The organism is Pseudomonadota bacterium (genome assembly GCA_039033415.1).
In the GTDB taxonomy this organism is placed as follows: domain Bacteria; phylum Pseudomonadota; class Gammaproteobacteria; order Xanthomonadales; family SZUA-38; genus JANQOZ01.
Genome location: JBCCCR010000001.1, coordinates 336,069 through 356,589, shown reverse-complemented (window position 1 = coordinate 356,589; position 20,521 = coordinate 336,069). Strand labels below are relative to the sequence as shown.

17 protein-coding genes are annotated in these 20,521 nt (G+C 62.4%); 7 read left to right on the top strand and 10 right to left on the bottom strand.

Annotated features, from left to right (window positions below; all coding sequences use genetic code 11):
- Positions 1-26: 26 nt before the first annotated feature.
- On the bottom strand, positions 27-1,664 hold the full coding sequence (locus tag AAF358_01480; GenBank protein MEM7704191.1) for a pyridoxamine 5'-phosphate oxidase family protein: 1,638 nt from the start codon (positions 1,662-1,664) through the stop codon (positions 27-29).
- A gap of 135 nt (positions 1,665-1,799) precedes the next feature.
- On the opposite strand from AAF358_01480, the gene AAF358_01475 reads away from it, so the two are divergent.
- On the top strand, positions 1,800-2,696 hold the full coding sequence (locus tag AAF358_01475; GenBank protein MEM7704190.1) for a LysR family transcriptional regulator: 897 nt from the start codon (positions 1,800-1,802) through the stop codon (positions 2,694-2,696).
- A 24-nt stretch (positions 2,697-2,720) separates the two neighbouring features.
- Here AAF358_01475 and nth read toward each other — a convergent pair whose 3' ends face one another.
- The gene (gene nth / locus AAF358_01470) at positions 2,721-3,398 is read right to left on the bottom strand and encodes an endonuclease III (protein ID MEM7704189.1); all 678 of its coding nucleotides are present in this window, start codon (positions 3,396-3,398) and stop codon (positions 2,721-2,723) included.
- Positions 3,399-3,613: 215 nt separating this feature from the next.
- On the opposite strand from nth, the gene AAF358_01465 reads away from it, so the two are divergent.
- The gene (locus AAF358_01465; protein ID MEM7704188.1) at positions 3,614-3,898 is read left to right on the top strand and encodes an ASCH domain-containing protein; all 285 of its coding nucleotides are present in this window, start codon (positions 3,614-3,616) and stop codon (positions 3,896-3,898) included.
- A gap of 11 nt (positions 3,899-3,909) precedes the next feature.
- Here AAF358_01465 and AAF358_01460 read toward each other — a convergent pair whose 3' ends face one another.
- Positions 3,910-5,700 carry a serine hydrolase domain-containing protein gene (locus AAF358_01460; protein ID MEM7704187.1) on the bottom strand — a complete coding sequence of 597 codons (1,791 nt, stop codon included), beginning with the start codon at positions 5,698-5,700 and terminating at the stop codon, positions 3,910-3,912.
- A 581-nt stretch (positions 5,701-6,281) separates the two neighbouring features.
- Here AAF358_01460 and hisD point away from each other — a divergent pair.
- Complete coding sequence (gene hisD / locus AAF358_01455; GenBank protein ID MEM7704186.1) at positions 6,282-7,616, top strand: histidinol dehydrogenase; 1,335 nt, start codon at positions 6,282-6,284, stop codon at positions 7,614-7,616.
- Complete coding sequence (locus AAF358_01450) at positions 7,609-8,379, top strand: SDR family oxidoreductase (GenBank protein ID MEM7704185.1); 771 nt, start codon at positions 7,609-7,611, stop codon at positions 8,377-8,379. The genes hisD and AAF358_01450 overlap by 8 nt, the downstream gene beginning before the upstream one ends.
- Here AAF358_01450 and AAF358_01445 read toward each other — a convergent pair.
- On the bottom strand, positions 8,323-9,450 hold the full coding sequence (locus AAF358_01445; protein MEM7704184.1) for a Glu/Leu/Phe/Val dehydrogenase dimerization domain-containing protein: 1,128 nt from the start codon (positions 9,448-9,450) through the stop codon (positions 8,323-8,325). The two genes, AAF358_01450 and AAF358_01445, sit on opposite strands and share 57 nt — an antisense overlap.
- A gap of 135 nt (positions 9,451-9,585) precedes the next feature.
- Here AAF358_01445 and AAF358_01440 point away from each other — a divergent pair, with 135 nt between their 5' ends.
- From AAF358_01440 to AAF358_01430, 3 genes are all read left to right on the top strand, one after another.
- Positions 9,586-10,044: an Lrp/AsnC family transcriptional regulator gene (locus AAF358_01440; protein MEM7704183.1), complete on the top strand. Its 459-nt coding sequence runs from the start codon at positions 9,586-9,588 to the stop codon at positions 10,042-10,044.
- Between the two features lie 198 nt (positions 10,045-10,242).
- Positions 10,243-10,974: a DUF3379 family protein gene (locus AAF358_01435; protein ID MEM7704182.1), complete on the top strand. Its 732-nt coding sequence runs from the start codon at positions 10,243-10,245 to the stop codon at positions 10,972-10,974.
- An 86-nt stretch (positions 10,975-11,060) separates the two neighbouring features.
- On the top strand, positions 11,061-12,146 hold the full coding sequence (locus AAF358_01430; GenBank protein ID MEM7704181.1) for a trifunctional transcriptional activator/DNA repair protein Ada/methylated-DNA--[protein]-cysteine S-methyltransferase: 1,086 nt from the start codon (positions 11,061-11,063) through the stop codon (positions 12,144-12,146).
- A gap of 1 nt (position 12,147) precedes the next feature.
- On the opposite strand, the gene AAF358_01425 is transcribed toward AAF358_01430, so the two are convergent.
- The 6 genes from AAF358_01425 to AAF358_01400 all read right to left on the bottom strand — a co-directional run bounded on the left by AAF358_01425 (position 12,148) and on the right by AAF358_01400 (position 20,513).
- Positions 12,148-12,924 (bottom strand): ParA family protein, encoded by a 777-nt coding sequence (locus tag AAF358_01425; GenBank protein MEM7704180.1) that lies wholly within the window; start codon positions 12,922-12,924, stop codon positions 12,148-12,150.
- A 76-nt stretch (positions 12,925-13,000) separates the two neighbouring features.
- Entirely contained in the window at positions 13,001-16,408 is a 3,408-nt protein-coding gene (locus tag AAF358_01420; GenBank protein MEM7704179.1) for an amidohydrolase family protein, read from the bottom strand.
- Positions 16,408-18,093, bottom strand: coding sequence for a VWA domain-containing protein (locus tag AAF358_01415; protein ID MEM7704178.1), 1,686 nt, complete (start codon positions 18,091-18,093; stop codon positions 16,408-16,410). Before AAF358_01415 ends, AAF358_01420 begins: the two co-directional genes overlap by 1 nt.
- Entirely contained in the window at positions 18,093-19,115 is a 1,023-nt protein-coding gene (locus tag AAF358_01410) for a VWA domain-containing protein (protein MEM7704177.1), read from the bottom strand. Before AAF358_01410 ends, AAF358_01415 begins: the two co-directional genes overlap by 1 nt.
- Positions 19,108-19,581 carry a DUF4381 domain-containing protein gene (locus tag AAF358_01405; protein MEM7704176.1) on the bottom strand — a complete coding sequence of 158 codons (474 nt, stop codon included), beginning with the start codon at positions 19,579-19,581 and terminating at the stop codon, positions 19,108-19,110. The genes AAF358_01410 and AAF358_01405 overlap by 8 nt, the downstream gene beginning before the upstream one ends.
- On the bottom strand, positions 19,581-20,513 hold the full coding sequence (locus tag AAF358_01400) for a DUF58 domain-containing protein (protein ID MEM7704175.1): 933 nt from the start codon (positions 20,511-20,513) through the stop codon (positions 19,581-19,583). The genes AAF358_01405 and AAF358_01400 overlap by 1 nt, the downstream gene beginning before the upstream one ends.
- Between the last annotated feature and the right edge of the window lie 8 nt (positions 20,514-20,521).

Below are 20,521 nucleotides of genomic sequence, written 5' to 3'. Positions count from 1 at the left end.
ATGGCGCCCGGAACGCCGAAAGGCCTCTAAAACTGCTCAACGTGGACATGGGCCTCCTCAATCCCAAGACCAGACAGCATGTCGCTCATGGCACCCAGAAAAGACGCAGGTCCGCAAAGGAAGTAGTCGGCCTGCAGGTCGCCGACGGCATGGCGAATCGCGTTGCTGTCGATGCGGCCTTCAAGGTCGTAATGCTCGCCAATTCGATCCTCGGGCAGTGGCTGGCTGTAAGCGACCAGAGTTTCTAAGTTCTTGTGGTTTTGGCTGATCCTATTGACCTCCTCTCGCATAGCGTGGAGGCGTCCGTTGCGCGCTCCGTGAATAAAAACCACCGGCCGCTCCGGGTCTCGGGCAGCCAGCTCGTGCAGCATGCTCAGCATCGGCGTGACCCCAATGCCGGCACTGATGAGCACCACCGGCCTCGATCCCTCTGGCAGGGTGAAGTCACCCGCCGGATCCCGGCCGTGAATGATGTTGCCAACCTGAAGCGTGTCTTGGAGTGCGCGCGACACCAGCCCGCGAGGCTCCCGCTTCACGCTGATCCGGTACACGCCCTGTCCTGGACCGTTCGACAACGAGTATGTCCTGGCTACGGGCGCCGAGAAGCCTTCGATATGGAGCTCCAGCGGGAGGTGCTGGCCCGCTTTGAAGTCGGGCAGATCACCGTCATCTCGCGACGCGAAGTAAAACGACACCACGTCATCCGACTCCTGGCGACGATCCACGAGGCGCAGGTCGCGGACCATGGATTCCGGCGGAGTAAAGCGCATGGGGAGTACGGCGTCCTGCTGGACCGTCTCTTCGATGTCGATAATGACCAGACGTTGGGCTCCGGCATGCTCGCCTACCGCTTCGGAATCCCAGTCGATTGTCGCCCGACCGGTGATCTGGAGCAGGCTCCCCTTTTCGAAGTCCACAAACAGCAGGCCCACTCGCGGATCCACCAGCAGGTTCCCGATGGTATTGAAATGGTTGTTGCCAGCGTAGTCGGGAAACACGATTCGGCTCTGGCTCTGCACTTCGACAAAACCGCTTGGACCACCGCGGTGGGATGCGTCCAGACCGTTGGCCTGACGGTTCTCGTCATCAATGATGCCGCTGCCGATGAAGAAGGTATCAGCGTTTGCGATCAGCGCCTTTTGGTCCGTGGTGAGCGTCTGACCACGCACCGAAGTCTCAGCCACGGGGGCGGTCGCAGGTTTCCAGTGACGTTCTGAGATGTATTGCGGACAGTTGCCGAAGGTTTGGCCGACGTCGAAGCTAAACCCATCACCGCGCGTGGCCGTGATCGTACCGTTGACCCGATTGCGTCGCCGGGTGGCCAGCTCGATACCCAGCAGTCCGAGCTGGGCACCTTCGGTGAGCGCTCCTCCCAGCGCGTCCCCCGCCGGGAGTGTCGCGGCAAAGTCCATGGTGGTGACGGTCGGCGAGGTGAGAAAGCCGGGCTTTCCGGTGAGTACCGTCACCCAGGGGCGGGCCTGGCCATCACGCGCCGCGGCAATCACAAACGGCTGCTGAGCATAAAACTCTCGATGCTGTTCAGGCAGGTAGTCGCGGACCACCTTGCTGCCCCAGGTTTTCACCGATTCATAAACCCCCTGGCGGCGCTGTACTTCCTCCTCGCCACGGTGAAACGGTGTGCTGGCGTCACTGCTGATCGACATGGGCTTTCTCCTTTCCTCAGGCAGAAATCGGTTCGAGGCGAATTCCGCCGTTGCTGCTGGTCAGTTTGCGATGGGGCAGTAGATGAATAAATAGACTAGAATTTATTTTATTAATTACATTTACTGATATATCGAATGGACGTTCTCAACGCGATGCGGGTGTTTGTGACCATCGTCGACGCCGGCAGCCTGACCGGAGCCGCAGATTCGCTGGACCGCTCCCAGCCTTCGGTGGTGCGATCGCTGGCAAGCCTGGAAAAACACCTGGGAACCCGGCTTCTTGCGCGAACCACCCGCCGGATGTCGCTGACTCCCGAGGGGCGCGATTTCCTGGCACGCTGTCGCCAGATCCTCGCGGACGTGGCGGAAGCCGAAGGCGCCGTCAGCCAGCAAGACGCAGAGCTGCGTGGTGTCCTTCGGCTCACCGCGCCGGTTCAGTTTGGCCAGCGGCATGTCGCTCCGATCGTGAGCCGGTTCCTTGCGACCTACCCGGAGCTGGAAGTTGATCTGCTGCTGCTAGACCGAAACATTGATCTGGTGGAAGAAGGGATCGACCTGGCGCTGCGCATCGGCCCCCTGCCGGACTCCAACCTGGTGGCGGTGCCGGTCGGAACCGTTCGCAGGATTATTTGTGCCGCGCCCGCCCTGCTGAGCCGCGTTGCTGAGCCGAGTTCGCCGGCTGAACTCGCCGGTTTGCCGTGTATTCGAATCACCAATCTGACCCGGCCGGGAACCTGGCCTTACCGCGACAAAAATCGCGACCGCACCGTTCAGGTCCAGGGCCGCTTTCAATGCAACCAGGTCGGTGCTGGCCTGGCAGCCTGCTTGGCCGGCGTGGGGTTTGGACAGTTTCTGTCTTATCAGGTCAGGGACCTGATCGCCGTTGGAGAGCTGCAGCCGGTCCTTGAAGCGTTCGAAGTCGCCCCGCTGCCGGTGAGCCTGGTCTACGCGGGCGGGCGGCTTGCGTCAGCGCGACAGCGGGCACTCGTGCAGTTTGTGAAGGAGGCACTCAGCGAGAGCGAGGCGTTGTGAGCATCAGTACAGGTGCAAAGCGCGCTATCGCGACCGCCGCTGCCGGAGCCGATTGTTTTCCCGAGTCTCGTCCCGCATCCGCTTCTTGGTGGCGCAGAAGGAGCAGATCGGACAGTGCTCGAGCACGTGAAAGCGGGCTGGGCAGTGCTCGCGACCAAAGAAAATGATCTGCAGATGGAGCTTGTTCCACAGCTCCCGCGGAAAAACGCGTTTCAGATCGCGCTCCGTCTTGTCGACGCTTGACCCATCCGACAGCCCCCAGCGGGCCGCTAGCCGGTGGATGTGAGTGTCCACAGGAAACGCCGGAACGCCAAATGCCTGTGACATCACCACCGATGCGGTTTTGTGCCCGACGCCCGGCAGCACCTCGAGTCCTTCGAAGGTCTCCGGCACCGCGCCCCCGTCAGCGACCAGCATCTCGGACAATCGCTTGATGTTTTTCGCCTTCTGCGGAGCCAGCCCCAGCTGCCGGATCAGCCCGAGAATCTCCTCCACCGGGAGCCTGGCCATCGCAAAGGGATCGGGGCCGCGCTCAAACAGCGCCGGCGTGACTTCGTTGACCTTTTTGTCGGTCGTCTGGGCTGACAGCAGTACGGCAATCAGCAGGGTAAACGAATCGCTATGGTCCAGCGGGATGGGCGTCTCAGGATAGAGCTCCTCTAAGATATCGATGATCTTTGCTGCTTTTTCCTGCCGTCGCATAGGTGCCCCGAATGTGCTCGCGTGGGTATCGAGGGGCAGAGTAAACGGGATTCTTGGGGTCGGAGTAAAGGGGCGGGACACGCACCGCTCCAATCTTCCTCAGACGAGAGCCTTCGGTGATCGGGTTCCAGTGCCCCCTGCGCGTCATCTCGACAACCGTGGCCCAGCCCCCCCGACTGGTGCCTGAGACGCTTTGTTGTAACGTGGTGAACACTATGCAGTTTATGAAAAGACTCCGCGATCCCGTCAGAAATGGAGAAGTCACCCGAACCGTCCGCATCTGGAAGTCGCTGCGCGTCAAGGTCGGAAACCGCTACCTGCTGGAACCGGGCCATATTGTGGTGGATGCGGTTCACCCGATTGAGCTAAGCGACATCACGCCAGAGATCGCCCGCGAAACCGGGTTCAAGGGTGTGGTCGATCTGCTGAAAACCGCCAGGCACGGCACCGGCGATCAGGTATTTCTGATCGACTTTCATTACTTACCGCCGGAAGCTTAGCGGGCCGGACCTCACGCCCACAGGCGCAGCGGCAGGAGACCGGAAACTGCGAGCACCGCACACCACTGGAGCACCGACAAAGCCGCCACCGCGTTGACCCACTGGATTCGCGATGACCACCAGCGACGGATGGACCGCACCGCCGTCATCGCCATACCCACCGGTAGCAGCAGCGTGACGGTCGCCAGCATGATGCTCGCGGGCGTGACGTCTCCGAGGGCCATGAACGACTGGGTGGCAAATAGCGGGGCAGGCAGAACCAGAGCTGTTGCCGCCAGGAACGCGGGCGCGAGCGGATCTTTGAGCAGCCGAAGACGCTGGCGAACCATCACCACGCAGCCGGCGATCAGCACCCAAAGAACACCGAGCAGACCCACCGTCAGGCTGACCCAGTGAGCATAGAGATAGATCGGTGAGGTCTTTTGGTAGGTCTGAAAACCATCGCTGAACCGATAAGCGCCGTCGTCACCGCGATAAAAAACGTGCGAGGTTGTGGCTCGGTCATGCGCTGAGTAAAGGCGGTCACCTACGGGCCTGAGCCTACGTTCCGGGCGCTGCAGCGTCGTCAGGCGAATACTCTCTCCAGCAAACGAAATTCGGCTGGCCCCAAAGACCGTGTCGAGATAGGCAAACGTCTGGAAACGGTTTGGGGCGAACGTGTACCAGCCCGCCCAGTCCACCATGTCGGGCGCTGGCTCCGTCGACGGGGGCTCCACCGCCGGAGCAACGCCGATCGTCTCGATGAAAAGGCTGTCCAGGCGGCCATAGTCGGCCGTTTCGCTGTCGGTGTTGACGCTGTAGGCAAACGCCTTGTTCTGTTCCGGATAGATGCACAGCATCGCCGTGAAGCCCACGATATTGCCGCCGTGGCAGTAACCGATCACACCATGACGATCGCGCCGCCCCAGGCCGAGCGCATAGCCCGCAATCAGGTCCGCGTTCGCAGCTTCGGTTCCCACAGGCCTGCCGCGCGCACGCATCATCTCAGTTTCGATCAATGCCTCGCCCGCGACGGCGCCATCGCTGAGCAGGAACTGAGCGAAGCGTGCCAGGTCGCCGGCGGTGGTCGTCAGCTGACCCGCCGGGCGCAGAAACATCGGGCTTGCTGCGTAACGCACGCCTCCGTCGACATGCCCCCACGCAAGCGAGGGATCGGCCTGTCCGCCCTCCTGGGTCGTGTAGGCAAAGGTGCTCTCTGACATCCCCAGCCGAATAAGGGCACCGTCGTCGAGATGGCGCTCGTAGCGAGCTCCGCTGACCGACTCGACGATCATGCCAAGCACCGTGTAGCCCATGTTGGAGTAAGAGAAGCGCGACCCGGGACGCGAACGGATTCGGAGCTGCTCGACCGGCTTTGGGAAGGCGGCAGCCAGCGGAAGATCCGGGGCAGCGCGCTCGCTGAACATTTGCCACAGATAGGCATCGTTGATGCCTGCCGTGTGGTCGAGCAGATGCCTGACAGTCACCGGCCTACCCGACGCCCAAGGATTGTCCATGGGTAGTTCCGGAAGATACCGCTGCACCGGCGCATCGAGATCGAGCAGCCCCTGCTTAGCCATGCTGAGCACGCCCGTTGCCAGCACCGCTTTGGTCAGGGACCCGACGTGAAACCGCGTTTCTGCACTAAATGGTGTGCCGCTTGCTAAATCTTTAAGGCCTGCGCTTCCAACGCTGATTGACCCGGCCTCGTCGACCATCGCCCAGGCGATACCCGTGAGCCCTTCATCCGCCAGGACCCGCTCGACGCGCTGCTGAAGCTCCGGGGCAGCGGCGTGCGAGACCTGGAGGTGAGGAGCGACCAATGCTGCGAGCGCCAGAAGGCAAGTGCCAGAAACGCGCGCGAACGGCTGGCACCAACGCCTCGTCCCCACAAGCCTCACCTGTCGTTGGCGTTGTTGTCGAACGTCCGCGACATACGTCAGCATGATCATGGGAGGAACCCATAACGGCGGGGTGAATGATGCTTCAACGGTGGGTGTCTTATGGCGCGCGGTAGCTGAAGCAGCTCAAGCTACTATGCTCAGCAAGGGCCTCCTAGAGCCAAAAGATTGGCTGATTAGACTGCGGCTCGGCCCGGGGTACGTTACCGACACCAAGAATCCTTGGATGATCAACGTTTCGATCCACGAGCGTCCGTACGCCGCCGAAATGGTTGCGTCACGCAGCGAGTGGAAAAACAACAACGGCAAGCTCTGAGCGTGGCTACATCAAAAATTAGCATTCAGCTATGACGATTTTGTAAATCTAAACACGAGGGGCGGTGGCATACTGTTGCGATGACAAGTCTACGCATCCGAGAGGCAATCGGCTGCAGCCACGCCCTTACGGACAATCAGATGCCGGCGTGGCGATTTCTAACCCAACGACCGCAGGAGTAACAAGCATGGCCACCTGGCTCAAGCGCGGCGCGAGCGCCGAGGTGAAAGCAGACGCCGACCGGCAGGTTCGGGACATCGTCGAAGCGACGCTCGCTGACATTGAAAAGCGAGGCGATGAGGCGGTTCGCGAACTGTCCAACAAATTCGACGGCTGGGATCGCGAGGACTATCAGCTCACCGACGCGGAAATCCAGGCGTGCATCGACAGCCTGTCAGCACAGGAAGTCAAGGACATCGAATTTGCTCAGGCGCAAATTCGGAACTTCGCACAGATTCAGCGCGACAGCATGAAAGACGTCGAAGTGGAAACCATGCCCGGCGTGGTGCTAGGGCACAAAAATATTCCGCTCAACAGCGCCGGCTGTTACGTCCCGGGCGGAAAATATCCCATGGTGGCGAGCGCTCACATGTCGGTCATCACGGCCAAAGTCGCCGGCGTTCCGCGAGTCGCGACCTGTGCACCGCCGTTTCAGGGTAAGCCGGCTCCCGCCATTGTGGCGGCCCAGGCCATGGCGGGTGCCGACGCAATCTATGCGCTCGGCGGCATTCAGGCGGTCGGCGCCATGGCGCTCGGAACCGAGAGCATCAAGCCCGTGGATATTCTCGTTGGGCCGGGTAACGCATTTGTGGCGGAGGCCAAGCGACAGCTTTATGGTCGCGTGGGGATCGACCTGTTTGCCGGACCGACCGAAACCCTGGTCATTGCGGACGACAGTGTGGACGCCGAGCTTTGCGCCACCGACCTGCTCGGCCAGGCTGAGCACGGCCCCGATAGTCCGGCAGTGCTGCTGACCAATTCGCGCGAGCTGGCCGAGGACACCATGAAGGAGGTCGAACGGCTGCTGCAGGTGCTTCCCACCGCCGACCACGCCGGCAAGGCCTGGGCAACGTTCGGTGAGGTGATTGTGGCCGACAGTCTCGAGGAAATGGTCAGCATTGCCGACGATCTAGCCTCGGAGCACGTCCAGGTCATGACCCGCGACCCGGATTACTTCCTCGACAACATGACCAACTACGGCGCGTTGTTTCTGGGTCACCGCACGAACGTCTCTTATGGCGACAAGGTAATCGGCACCAACCACACGCTGCCGACCAAAAAGGCGGCGCGCTATACCGGCGGCCTTTGGGTAGGCAAGTTCATCAAGACCTGCACCTTTCAGCGGGTCAATACCGACGAGGCGTCCACCCTCGTGGGCGAATACTGCAGCCGCCTCTGCGCGCTAGAGGGATTTGCCGGTCATGGTGAGCAGGCCAACATTCGCGTCCGCCGGCTCGGCCAGCGCGAAGTGCCCTACGCCGGCCAGGCTGAACCGTCCGAGCTGACGCGGGCGGATGGCTGAGACCCTCCCGAAGACCCCGAGCTTCGATCTAGCCGGTCGGCGCGCGGTAGTCACCGGCGCCGGCCGCGGCATCGGCCTGGCGGCCGCGGCGGCGCTCGCTGAAGCGGGTGCCGAAGTGACGCTTGCGGCGCGGACCGCCGAGGAGATCGAGGCGGCCGCCAACGCGATTTGTGAAGCAGGCGGGAGCGCTGACGCTCATGCCCTGGACGTGAGCAACCTGGCGGCGGTGGCCGAGTTCTTCGCCGGCAGGCCCGCTTTTCACGTGCTGGTCAACAACGCCGGCACCAATCGCCCGGGCCCGATGGTCGACGCCACCGAGGCGGACTTCGACGCGGTGATGGGGCTGAACGTCAAGGCCGCTTTTTTTGTCGCCCAGGCGTGTGCCAGACAAATGATTGCCGAGGGCGTCGCCGGCAGCCTGATACACATGGGCTCACAGATGGGGCATGTGGGCGGCATCAACCGATCCCTCTATTGCGCCTCCAAGTGGGCGCTGGAAGGCATGAATAAGGCGTTTTCTCTGGATCTGGCGGCGGCAAAAATCCGCTCCAATATCATCGCGCCGACGTTCATTGAAACGCCCATGACCCGGCCGTTTTTTTCAGACCAGGCGTTTCTTGAGAGCGTCATGCAGAAGATCAAGCTCGGACGAATCGGTCAGGTCGAGGACCTCATGGGGGCCGTTCGCTTTCTGGCTTCCGACGCCTCAGGCCTCATGACCGGCAGCAGCATCGTCGTGGACGGTGGCTGGACCGCCGACTGAGGACTCCGCACTGACTGACATCGGGCTTCGACCGATCAACTGCTGAGCCGTGCGGTCAGCGACCACGCTGGGGGGCAGGTTCAATGCCTTGGACGTCTTGAGCAGGGCCGCCACCCGATCGGGAATCCGGCCGACCTCTTGCTGGAGATCGTCCTGCGTCGACCCGCCCAGGTACTCCCGAGCCACGGCAATGATGCCGCCCGCGTTGATAACGTAGTCCGGCAGCAGCAAGATGCCTCGGTCGTGAAGGCGCGTGGCGTCCGTTTCTTCAGCAAGCTGGTTGTTGGCGGCGCCGGCGATCAGCCGCGCGTTGAGCTCAGGGATGGAACGCTCGTTGATGGCACCACCCAACGCGCAGGGCGCCAGCACGTCCGCTGAAGTGGTGAGTATCTGGTCAACCGATACAACCCTGGCGCCAAACTCCTCAACAACCCTTGCCGTAACGGCCGGCTGAATATCGGCGACGATCAGGGCGGCGCCGGCGTGGTGGAGCAGCCTGCACAGGTGATAGCCCACGTGCCCCACACCCTGGACCGCCACCGTAAGGTCCGCCAGATCCAGCGGAGCAACCGCGCGCTGAAGGCTTAAGAACACGCCCAAGGCTGTCCAGGGCGAAGGGTCGCCCCCCGCCGCATCACCTTGCTGGGGAAGACCGGAGACGTAAGGGGTCTGCTCGCGGACGACCCGCATGTGGTCCGTACTCACGCCGACATCTTCGGCGGTGACATACCGCCCCGCGAGCGCATGAACAAACCGCCCAAACGCTTCAAACTCCGACTTTGTCGGCGCCCGATTCGGGTCGGCCAGCAGCACCGCCTTACCGCCGCCAAATGGTAGGCCGGCCATCGCGTTTTTGAAGGACATACCCCGGGCAAGGCGCAGCGCGTCAGTCACGGCTGACTCGCGATCGGCATACGACCAGCGTCGGCAGCCGCCGGCCGCTGGACCGAGTTTCGTCGAGTGGATCGCGATGATCGCCTCGAGGCCAGATCGTGCATCATGAGCGAAATACACGCCTTCGTGTTGGTCGAAGGCGGGGTTGCTGCTGAAATCAAGCTGTTTGACGTCCATAAGCCATAACCGCATGAATAGATGATGAAACGATACGCCGGTTTCTGCGGTTTTTCTTATCTAATTAGCAGCTTATTCGTCTATTTGTGAAAGCTTTATTTGCCATTACGCCGTTCAATGTATAATTTATTTGCTATGGAGCTAGACCGCGTAGACCGCCAGATATTGCACCTGCTACAAACCGTGCCGGACATCACCGCGGGCGCCATCGGCGAGCAGATTGGGGCCTCCCAGGCGACCTGCTGGCGGCGCATTCAGCGCTACCGGGATGAGGGCCTGGTACCCAACCAGTTTGTGGCCCTCGATCGGCGAAAAGCCGGGTTCCGGGCGATGGTTTTTGCGCAGGTCAAACTCACCACCCAAGGTCGGGCGAACCTCACCGCATTTTCTGAAGCGGTCCAGCGCTACCCGGAGGTCCAGGAGTGTTACGTGCTGATGGGAAACGTTGATTTTCTGCTGCGGATCGTCGCGCAGGATATCGAAGCCTATGAGCGGTTTTTCTTCGAAAAGCTGTCGCAGCTGCCTGGGGTTCAGGAGGTCACGTCGAATATCGCTCTGTCAGAAATCAAACGAAGCAACTACCTCCCCGTCTAACACGCTGATTGATAAATACTTTAGGTCGTTCACGTCAACCGGACACCGCCTCGGATACCTTTTTCGCCTGGCTATGGGACTCGCCGCAAAAATTGTTAGAAATTCATGAAAGAAAAACCGGCAATGCCGGGTCTTATGGGTGTCTGACCTTATAACCATCGCCCGCGCACGCGCGCGGCTAAGTAGTAAACAGCGAAAATGGATTTCGAACAGTACAAAATTTACCTGAATGCCGACCCACGCAGCCGTGAGCCGGAGTTCCTGGAAGCGAGCCGAAGCTCCATCCAAAACGCCAGCGCACATGCCGCTGCGCAGGAATTCGAGGACAAGCTTGAGAGTGCCTTGCGAGTTCCGGTCCCGTCCCCATCCGTCGAGACCATTCTTGCGCATTGCTTCACGGACGAGGAGAGCTCACATAGCTATCGCCCGCCCACGTGGCTGGCGATGGCGGCCGCGGTGCTTGTGCTGGTTGGCGTCGCTTCGGTCATCCTGCCCCGAGGACCTCAGGTGGATGCCTTCGCGCGCGAGGCTTTTGTGGCGCACCTGGAGCATCCCGAGCCCGCTGCGTTCGCCAATGACCGACCGCTCCCACCGCCGATGGTTGCCCAGGGCTTTACGTCTCAGGGCGTGAGTCTGGAAGAAGCGATCGCGGACGTCACCTACTTGAGCCCGTGTGTGATCGGCGAGAAGCGCGGACTACACCTCGTTCTGACCGACGATACGGGCGACAAGGTGACCGTTATGCTGATGCCAGGAGAGCCCATGGAGGAAAAGCACAACTTTTCCATGGATCAGGTCACGGTGCAGATGATGCCAACCGGTGCTGGCGCCCTGGCGCTCTTCGGACACCAGGGCCAGGATCTGTCGCCGCTGGCACGGCAGCTCGCGCGAGATCTCAACCGGTCTAACAATCTGGTCGCCAGCCTCTAGCGACACCGGCCACCGAGCTCAGGGCAGCCCAATTCGCTGCCCGATCTCCGGCGACCTGGAAACGGGCTTCGTGCTATTACTATGGCATGTTATTTCAACTGCCCGATGACCAGATCCTCTACGACGCGCTGCTGAAGCGAGACCGCAGCTACGAAGGCATCGCCTGGGTTGGCGTCACCAGTACCGGTATCTTTTGTCGACTGAGCTGCACAGCCCGCAAGCCGAAGGCCGAGAACTGCCGTTTCTTCGACAACATCGCGGACTGTCTGGACGCAGGCTTCCGGCCATGCCGTCGCTGCCGACCGTTACACCCGATCTCAGCTGAGGACCCGCTGGTCAGTCGCCTGCTTGCGGCACTGGAAGAGGACCCGACTCGGCGCTGGCGAGAGGCGGACATTCAGCAGCTTGGGCTGGATCCTTCCACCGTGCGACGCACCTTTAAACGCCATTACGGCATGACTTTCCTCGAAATGGCCCGGCTGCGACGCCTGCGCAGCGGCATGGAGCAGATCGCCCAGGGTTCGGCGATCATCGATGCGCAGCAGCAGGCAGGGTTCGACTCCGCCAGTGGCTTTCGCCAGGCCATCGCCCGGCTCACCGGCCAGCCGCCATCGAGCTTGAGCAAGGCCCATAAACTCTGCTGTGGCTGGGTCGAGACGCCGCTGGGTCCGATGATTGCGGTTGCTGATGAGCAGGCCCTTCACCTCCTGGAGTTTCACGACCGAAAAGGCCTGCCCGGGGAGCTCAAACGCCTGCAGGCTCATCGCGGGCCTCTCGGAATCGCTCCGAACCCACTGATCGACCAGATCAGCGCTGAGCTCAAAGACTACTTTTCTGGCCAGATCACTCTTTTCCAAACGCCCTGCGGGACATCCGGCAGCCCGCCGGCAAGCGCTTTTACCCGTTCGGTGTGGGATGCGCTGCAGGCGATTCCGGCCGGTGAAACCCGGAGCTATGGAGCGCTGGCGAGGCAGCTTGGCAGGCCCGGCTCAAGCCGAGCTGTGGCTCGCGCCAACGGTGCCAATACGCTGTCGATTGTGGTGCCTTGCCACCGGGTTATCGGTGCCGACGGTTCGTTGACCGGCTATGGCGGAGGGCTGTGGCGCAAGCAGTGGCTTTTGGAGCACGAGCGGGTTCATACCGCCCGGCGGGCGAGGCAGGAAGCCTCCTGACTCAGACCCGGCGGCGGCGGAGCTTCTTATGGAGCTCGATGAACTGCTGAGTCACCTTGTGGCTGCGACGGAAATAGACCAGCGGTTGGTTCGCCTCGTGCGACTCTTTGACCACCACCGAGCTGCTGATCATCGGGGTTAACATCGGCAGCTTTTCTTTTTTCATTTCCGCCACGATTCGCGCCGGCAGGTTGGACTGCGCCTGAAACTGGTTCACGACAATCCCCTCCAGGCGGAGGTCTTCATTGTGATCTGCCTGGACCTCATCAACATTGTCCATCAGCGTATACAGCGCCTTCCGGGAAAACTCGTCACAGTCGAAGGGAATCAAGACGCGATCACAGGCAATCAGCGCGGACAGGCTGAAAAAGTCGTAGGCCGGCGGGGTGTCGACGTAGATATCGTCCACTTCTCCGCTGAGCGCGTTCAGGGCGTCGCGCAGCTTAAAGATCTTGTGCTTCTGCTCCAGCTTAATGCGGAGTTCAGCCAAATCGGGGGAGCCGGGCATCACCCAGAGGTCAGGAAAAGGGGTCTCCACACAAAACTCGGCGGGATCGACCTTACGCCGGCCAGGCCCCAGGGTGCTCTCCAGGTACCGCGCAACGTTGGCCTCGCGCTGATCCCAGTCCGGACCAAGCAGGTACTGACTCGAGTTACCCTGCGGATCCATATCGATAACGACGGTGGAGCGACCGCTGTCGGCGTTGATCGCCGCCAGATTGCACACGATGGTGGACTTCCCTACGCCACCCTTCTGATTAAATACCACGCGCTTCAACGGCATTCTCCAAGTGAAAGTCCCAGGCGCCCAGTCTATCGCGCCGGATTAGATACATTGCTCTAGTGTCCTGGTTTTAGTGCTGAGGGAGTGCTTCGGAATCGAGCGAAGACCAGGTGGGATTCAGGTACACCGCACGCCCACCGACAATTGTCGCCAGCACGTTCACCGACGGTATATCGTCAGCGGGGATCGTCATGATGTTCCGATCGAGGATGACCAAGTCAGCGAACTTGCCAACCTCCAACGAGCCAACCTCGTTCTCCGCGAAGGCCGCATAGGCGGCGCCCAGGGTGAAACCATGCAGGGCCTCCTCGCGCGTGAGCACCTGGTCGGCATACCAGCCGCCCGCGGGCCAGCCCTTAACGTCCTGGCGGGTCACGGCAGCATGCAGCCCCAACATCGGATTGATCTTCTCTACGGGAAAGTCCGACCCCAGCGCCAGCGGTATCGACAGTTCGCGCATCCGACGCCAGGCGTACGCACCGCGGATTCTGACGGGGCCAACACGATCCTGGGCCCAATACATGTCGCTGGTCGCATGGGTAGGCTGAACGGAGGCGATCAGCGAGAGCTCAGCGAAGCGCGGAAAATCTCTGGGTGAGATCACCTGTGCGTGTTCGATTCGATGGCGGCCCGGATTGGTCGGATGCTGGGTGCTGCCCGATTCGTACGCGTCGAGCACTACCCGATTACCCAGGTCGCCGATGGCGTGCGTGTTCACCTGCAGCCCGCAGCCCATCGCCCGAGTGACCTGCTCAGTCAGCCGCGCCTTGGGCTGGAGCAGGAGTCCGCGGTTTCCTGGATCGTCGGAGTAGTCGGCGATCAAAGCCGCGCCGCGCGAGCCCAGCGCACCGTCTGCGTAGAGCTTGACGGAGCGGGCGCTAACCCGATCGGTATGGACCGTATCCTGACACAGCGACTGCAGGAGCTCCTGGTCGCCGTCGGCCATGGCGTAAATCCGCAGCGTCAGCTCGTCAGACTTTTCCGCCGCGAGGAATCGCTCAAGATCCTGCTGTGAGGTGCCGGCGTCATGGACGCCGGTGATTCCGGCCGCAGCCAGCGAGGCCATCGCCAGCTTCAGCGCCCGGCGGCGGTCTGCCTCGGTCCAAGCCGGCACCTGCGTCTGCACAAACGCCATGGCCCGATCGACAAAAATACCGGTGGCCTCACCCTCGCTATCGCGCTGAATCTGACCACCCTCGGGCTGCCAGTCACCCGAAAAATCTCGGTCCGCCTCCGCCAGCGCAGCGGAGTTGCCCCAGGCGGCGTGCCCGTCAATTCGGGTCAGCCAGACCGGCCGATCGGGAAACAGGGCATCGAGATCAGCTCGACTCGGAAAGGCTTTTTCCGGCCAGTCGTTCTGATCCCATCCCCTGCCCAGCAGCCAGGCCTCCGGCGGCAGGTTGCGGGAAAAATCGCGAAGTCGCTCCAACACCTCAGCTTTTGAGGCGGTGTCGCGCAGATTCACGGCCAGCAGCCCAAGGCCGAGGTTCATAATGTGACCATGAGCGTCGACCAGGCCGGGCACCAAAGTGGCATCCGGCAGCGCCAGCGCTTTCGCCTCGGCGTAGTCCCGCATCAGATCGGCCGTTGACCCGATGGCCAACACCTTCCCGCAGGGGCTGTAGACCAGGGCTTCAGGACTCGGCTGACCGGAGAAAACCGTATGGATGATCGCCCCGGTGATGAGTACCGGCGCTACGCCGCAGCCAGGCTTGTCTGGCTCTGCAGGTTGCGCCGTTGCCTGCCCGCCGGCCGTCGCCAACGCGAGGCCGCAACTCAGCACAAAGATCGCTGAGTACAGCGGTGGGAGTGCTACCGGCCCAGCATTTTCAGCTTGTTCCTCGGTCGCCGAACGGAACTTCAGCTTGTCGACCGCCTTGGCCAGCGCGGCACCGGACCAGCTATTGCCCCCTTGCGAATACAGGCACTGATCCAGCTCTAGAAGAAGCTCGACCGCCTTGCCGTCCGTTGCGAGCATCGCCGCAGCGTGGAGCGAGTTGACGGATTGTCCGCTGGCGGTCCGGGCGAGCGAGACCAGCGCCTGCGCAGCCGCGCGCCCATCATTCGCCTCGCAGGCCTTCGTCAGGCGCTCACGCCATTGCCTCTCGCTCGCCGCCCTCGCGACCTGGCGATCATCGGGCGCGGGTTCGGCCTGCCGGGGGACAGCGTTTTTGGCCCGCCACCAGGCCACTGCCGTCCCCAGCCACAGCACGGCCAGCACTGCGCTGAGGGCCGGCCACCCGATGGGTGACGCGCTGGTTCCGGCGGCGCCTCCTTCTGCCCGATCGGCTGAGGCCCCGAACTGGGGTATCAGATCCGGCGAGAGCGCGGCTGATTGCCCTGGAGCCACGTCAACCTGGCGCGCCGGAATTACCGCCACGCGCTCCTGATTGGCCTCCACATCCCACCAGGGGATTCGGATCTCTGGGAGCGTCATGACGCCGGCTTCCGTCGGCACCAACGCGTAGGTTTGATCCCGTGAGGCCAGCGCCCAACCGGTGGGGCTGGAGTTTGTTTTGCTGCTCGGCTGATCGGGATATACCTTGATGCCAGCGACGTCCGGCAGGGCAATGTCGGGAAGCTGGACCGACAGCAACCCGCGAGCCCGCAGCTCGAGCTTGCGTGTTACCGGCTCACCCTGAACAAAGCTCGGTTCGCCATTCGGCCAGACTTCGCTGAGGGTCAGATCGGCGGCGGGAAGCCAAAGATCGCCGCTGAAGCTGGCCGGCTGCGGTTTGACCTCCAGCGTGAGCGGATCGCTGCTGACGCTCACCCGCCGACCCCGGCTGAACAGCGACGCGTTGCCGCCGCCCGGATCGGCAACCCGACCGCGGAAGCTAACCGGGGGAATTTGAAGGGCGCCGCTGCGCTCCGGAAACAGCGCGAAGCGTCGCTCCACAACCCGGTACCGTTTACCGTCGATCACCTGCGTATTGGTGCGATCATCGCCGACGCGCTCAACCACCAGCCCGTCGGGCCAGGGTTCGTTATTCAACGCACCCTCGGTGATGGGCGGGGCGTGAAAAAGCCTTACCGTCAGCCGCACCTGAGAATGCACATAGGGCTCCAGCGGCATGGCTTCCAGCTCAACGAAGACATCCTGATCAGAGTTTCTGTCGGCTTTGGGTCGCTCGAGCACGGTGAGCGTGATCGGCTGGGTTGTGAGCTTTCCCACCTTCAGCGGCGGCAGAACCAGCGTGCCGTCGATCTTGGGTTCGAGCAGGATGTTGTGCTGCACTTTGAGCCGACGCTGGCCGTTCGTCAGCTCCAGACTGGAGTTGGTGCCCGTGTCCAGGCGGTTGAACTGCGCGTCCAGCGGCAGATAGTCCGGCCGACTGTCTGACTCAGGATTCACCAGGTCGATCTTCAGCAGCACCGACTCTCCCAGGAAAATGGTTTCCCGATCCAGCGAAGCGTTGATCTCCTGAGCTTGCGCGGTGCCGCAAAGCAGAACCAGCGCCAAGCACAACCGTTGCATCACCATTGTTCCTCCTCGCTGGCCGGGGGCTGACCGCGGCGCTGATACTCCAGCAGAAATTTCCTCCGCAATAGACCACCCGGGTCGTCAGGGATTCGTCTCAGCCATTGCTCCAGCGACTGCTTCTCCTCGGCATCGAGCTCCTCAGCGGCCATCGGTGCCGTCTGTTCCTGCTGCACTTCGGACTCACTCTCTTCCGACTGAGCCTGCTGCTCGGACTCTTCGGTGCCTTCCTGCTCGCTCGGCTGCTCGGACTGCTGCTCGCTCTCGCCGTCCGACTGATCCTGACTGTCTGAATTCTCCTGCTGCTGCTGCTGTTGCTCCTGCTCCTTGAGCAGCTCTTCCAGCACCGACTTGTTGTGCAGTGCGTCGTCCATTTCAGGATTCATCGCAAGGGCCTGATCGTAGGCATCAATGGCGTCCTGATACCGTTCCTGCATCGCCAGAGCGTTGCCGCGGTTGTAGTGCCCGTCAGGTCCGTTGACCTGCCCAAACGCGGCCGCTGCAGCCTCATACTGCTGATCGCGATAAAGCGCTTCGCCACGCAGCAGCGGGTCCACGGCCAGCGCCGCCGCTGACTCATGTTCACCCGCGCTCAGCGCCTCGGAAGCCTGCTGATCCGGCGTCTTGAACGCATCGCTGACCCAGTTGGCCTGAGCCGGCTGCGGCGGCAGCAAAAGAACCGCGAGCGGGACCACCAGCAGCCAGCCGCGCCGGAAAGCCAGCGCCGCTAATGGGAGCAGCACCAGAACCAGCCACGGCCCCTCCTCCCGCCACTGCAGGCTCTCGCTGTTGTCGTTGCCGGAGGTGGCAAGACTGCCGGCGCGCGGGCTCAACACTCGATCCAGATCACGATCGTCCGTGCGGAGCCTCACGTAGATGCCCCCACCGATCGCTGCAAGCTCCGCCAGTTCGACTTCATTGAGGCGTGGAACCGCGATGGTCCCGTCAGACGCCTTAAAGAATCCGCCGTTGGCCTGTGGGATCGGTGCGCCCTCCGGTGTGCCAACACCGATGACCGATACCCGATGGCCGGCCTCAAACACCTCTCGTGCGGCGGTCAGGCCGCCGGTGCCGACCGAGTCTGTCACCACAATCACCTCGCCGTCCGCTGCGGTTACACCTTCAAGAAGCTGGTGCGCGAGCCGTAGCGCTTCCCCCAGCTCGCTGCCCTGCACCGGCATGATCGATACGTCGAGTGCACCCAGCATCGCCTTGATCGTGTTGGCATCCTGAGTCAGCGGAGACACAACAAATGACTCACCGGCATACGCGACGAGCCCAACCTGGCCCTCCCGGTTTCGATCCAGCAGGTCAGCAAGCTTGTAGCGGGCCTGAGTCAGACGATCAGGCGTCAGGTCTCCCGCCAGCATAGAGCGGGACAGGTCGAGCACCACCACGCGGACCGCCTCGGTCTGAAACAGGGGTAACGGCCGCTTGTTCCAGGTGGGGCCCGCCAACGCCAGACAGGCCAGTAGCCAGCCAATACTGACCAGGACGAGCGGCCAGCGACGCGGACGGCCACCCTCACCACAGGTCAGAAACTCCAGGAGCTTCGGGTCGCAGATCTGCTGCCAGGCAGACAGGTCGCCTCCGGGCCGACGGAGCCACCAAACGAGGACACCCGCTACCGGCAGCAGCGCTAGCCAACCCGGCCTCAGAAAGTGAAATTGGGATAGATCCATCAGACTGACGCCTCCCCAGCGCTTGCCGTCACGGATTCTCGAGGCCCGGCCACAACGCTGAGCAGCCCAAGCAGCAAGGACAGCAGCAGCGCTCCCGCCAGCGGCCAGTAGTAAAGCTCTTTGGGAGGTCGAAGGATCTCCTGCTCTTCGGCCACCGGTTCCAGCTCGTCGAGAATCTCGTAAATCTGCTGCAGCCCGGCGGTATCGCGCGCGCGGAAATACCGACCGCCGGTTTTGTCGGCGATGGCGTTGAGCGTCTTTTCATCCAGGTCCGCTGAAGGATTGATTTTGCGAGTGCCAAACATGCTGCGAACCAGCATTTCGTCAGCACCAACGCCGATCGTGTACACCTTCAGCTTTTCACTTGCGGCGAGATCAGCCGCTTTCAGCGGTTCGACCGCGCCGGCGGTATTGGCCCCGTCGGTCAGCAAGATCAACACCCGATCCTGGACCGCCTCGCCACGCAGACGTTTGACCGCCAGGCCAATCGCGTCACCGATGGCGGTTTCCTTGCCCGCCAGCCCGATAGCTGATTCCTCGAGCAGCGTGCGCGCCGTGCTGCGGTCAAAGGTGAGGGGTGTTTGTAGATACGCCCTCCGGCCGAACAGGATTAATCCCAGCCGGTCGCCAACCCGCCGCTCCATAAACTCACCGGCCACCGCTTTGACCATAGCCAGGCGCGTTGCAGGCTGCCCGACGACGGACATGTCTGCGGTTTCCATCGAGCCCGAAATATCCACGGCCAGCATCAGGTCGCGGCCGGTCATAGGCATGCTGATGGCTTCGCCGATCCACTGAGGCCGAGCCGCGGCGCCGACCAGCGCCAGCCAGGCCAGTATCGCCAGAAGAATTCGCCAGGTCCCTCGGCCGTTGTCAGCGGGGTCCTGATTCGCAGACATCAGCGCAAAGAAGGGCACGCGCACGCTAAGCCCGGATGGTCGTTCAGCCCGAGGCCACAGCCACCAAACCAGCAGCGGTGCCGGCGCCACGGCAAGAAGCCAGGGCCACGCCAGCTTAAACATGGACCACCCGCCGCAGCCAGAAATGGCATAGCTGGAAGACCGACTCAACGTTGATGTCCGGCTTGGCCTGGTAGGGTGCCCTGGCCAGCTCGACGGCGGCAACCCTCAGATGCGGGTCCAGGCTATCCGGCGCGGTGAGAAATTCCACCCATGAATCTCCGGTCAGCGCTGCCGCGCGCGAGTCGCGAGCCTCATGAAGGACGAGGCGGCGGAGGTAAAGTGATGCACGCGAAGCCGCTCGACCAACGTCGCCGTCATCACGCCAGCGCTGCTGCATCTCATCGAGCTCTTGCCCCAGCGCCTGGAGACGCTGCTGCCGTCGCCAGCGACGCCACAAAACCCATATCACCCAGCACAAACCCACAACAGCGATGCCAGCCACCACCCACCAGCCCCAGGCCGGGGGCCAGAACGGCGGCGCTGGCGCAGCATGGATATCGCGGATCGGTGGCGGCGGCGCCTGCATCAGCGGATATCCCGCGTTTTGAAGATTCTTCCGAGGGCGTCGGTCACGTCGTCTTCCGTACTCAGCTCAAGGCGCGTAATACCGTGCTTGTTCAGCGTGCTGACAAACGCCCGCTGCTGCTGCTCGAGAAATCCTTCGTAGCGCTTTCGGGCGGACCCGCGGCTCAGCGCCAGGATTCCCTGCTTGAGACCGTTGCTGACGGGATAAGTGCCCGGAGGCGGTGGCGTTAGCTCTACCGGATCGCGAACTCGGCAGGCGATCAGGTCGCTGTGGCGGCGCAGAAAAGTCAGGTGCCGCTCAAACTCATCGCCGAGATGGTAAAAATCGCTGACCAGCAAAATCAGGCTGCCCGGGCGAGCGATACGCCTGGCGCGCTTCAGTACCTGATCCATGGGTGGGGGTTGGCTGGCAAAGCGGTTCATTTGGCTGCTGTCAAAAGCGCGGGTCAACACGCTGATCATTCTCAGCACGCCGCGCCGGCCACCAGCTGGGCGGATCTCCTGGTGTTCGTCACCATTACAGATCAAAGCGCCGATCCGGTCGCCGCGGCGGACCGCCCCCCAGCCGACCAGGGCCGCCAGACGGCTGGCCTGAACAATCTTCAGCGCCCCGCGGGTGGCGAAGTACATGCCTGGATGGGCATCCAGCAGCACCATCACCGGCCGCTCTCGCTCTTCCTGGAAGACCTTGGTATGAGGTTTGCCCGTCCGGGCCGTGACGCGCCAATCCAGGTCGCGGATATCGTCGCCCACCTCATAGTTTCGCGACTCCACGTAGTCCACGCCGCGTCCACGGAAGCGGCTGGCGTGCACGCCTGCAATGACCGAACTCGCCGGGCTGCGGGCATACATCACCAGGCGCCTGGCGGCCAGGCGCAGGCGGATGAGGTCTTCGGTGGTGACCTGGGTCGTCGAGTCCAGTTCGGATGCCATCGAGGGAG

What these genes read in the sequence shown, in the direction of transcription:
- AAF358_01480 (MEM7704191.1), bottom strand. Translation starts at nt 1,664, where the DNA reads ATGTCGATCAGCAGTGACGCCAGCACACCGTTTCACCGTGGCGAGGAG.
- AAF358_01475 (MEM7704190.1), top strand. Translation starts at nt 1,800, where the DNA reads ATGGACGTTCTCAACGCGATGCGGGTGTTTGTGACCATCGTCGACGCC.
- nth (MEM7704189.1), bottom strand. Translation starts at nt 3,398, where the DNA reads ATGCGACGGCAGGAAAAAGCAGCAAAGATCATCGATATCTTAGAGGAG.
- AAF358_01465 (MEM7704188.1), top strand. Translation starts at nt 3,614, where the DNA reads ATGCAGTTTATGAAAAGACTCCGCGATCCCGTCAGAAATGGAGAAGTC.
- hisD (MEM7704186.1), top strand. Translation starts at nt 6,282, where the DNA reads ATGGCCACCTGGCTCAAGCGCGGCGCGAGCGCCGAGGTGAAAGCAGAC.
- AAF358_01450 (MEM7704185.1), top strand. Translation starts at nt 7,609, where the DNA reads ATGGCTGAGACCCTCCCGAAGACCCCGAGCTTCGATCTAGCCGGTCGG.
- AAF358_01445 (MEM7704184.1), bottom strand. Translation starts at nt 9,450, where the DNA reads ATGGACGTCAAACAGCTTGATTTCAGCAGCAACCCCGCCTTCGACCAA.
- AAF358_01440 (MEM7704183.1), top strand. Translation starts at nt 9,586, where the DNA reads ATGGAGCTAGACCGCGTAGACCGCCAGATATTGCACCTGCTACAAACC.
- AAF358_01435 (MEM7704182.1), top strand. Translation starts at nt 10,243, where the DNA reads ATGGATTTCGAACAGTACAAAATTTACCTGAATGCCGACCCACGCAGC.
- AAF358_01430 (MEM7704181.1), top strand. Translation starts at nt 11,061, where the DNA reads ATGTTATTTCAACTGCCCGATGACCAGATCCTCTACGACGCGCTGCTG.
- AAF358_01420 (MEM7704179.1), bottom strand. Translation starts at nt 16,408, where the DNA reads ATGCAACGGTTGTGCTTGGCGCTGGTTCTGCTTTGCGGCACCGCGCAA.
- AAF358_01415 (MEM7704178.1), bottom strand. Translation starts at nt 18,093, where the DNA reads ATGGATCTATCCCAATTTCACTTTCTGAGGCCGGGTTGGCTAGCGCTG.
- AAF358_01410 (MEM7704177.1), bottom strand. Translation starts at nt 19,115, where the DNA reads ATGTTTAAGCTGGCGTGGCCCTGGCTTCTTGCCGTGGCGCCGGCACCG.
- AAF358_01405 (MEM7704176.1), bottom strand. Translation starts at nt 19,581, where the DNA reads ATGCAGGCGCCGCCGCCACCGATCCGCGATATCCATGCTGCGCCAGCG.
- AAF358_01400 (MEM7704175.1), bottom strand. Translation starts at nt 20,513, where the DNA reads ATGGCATCCGAACTGGACTCGACGACCCAGGTCACCACCGAAGACCTC.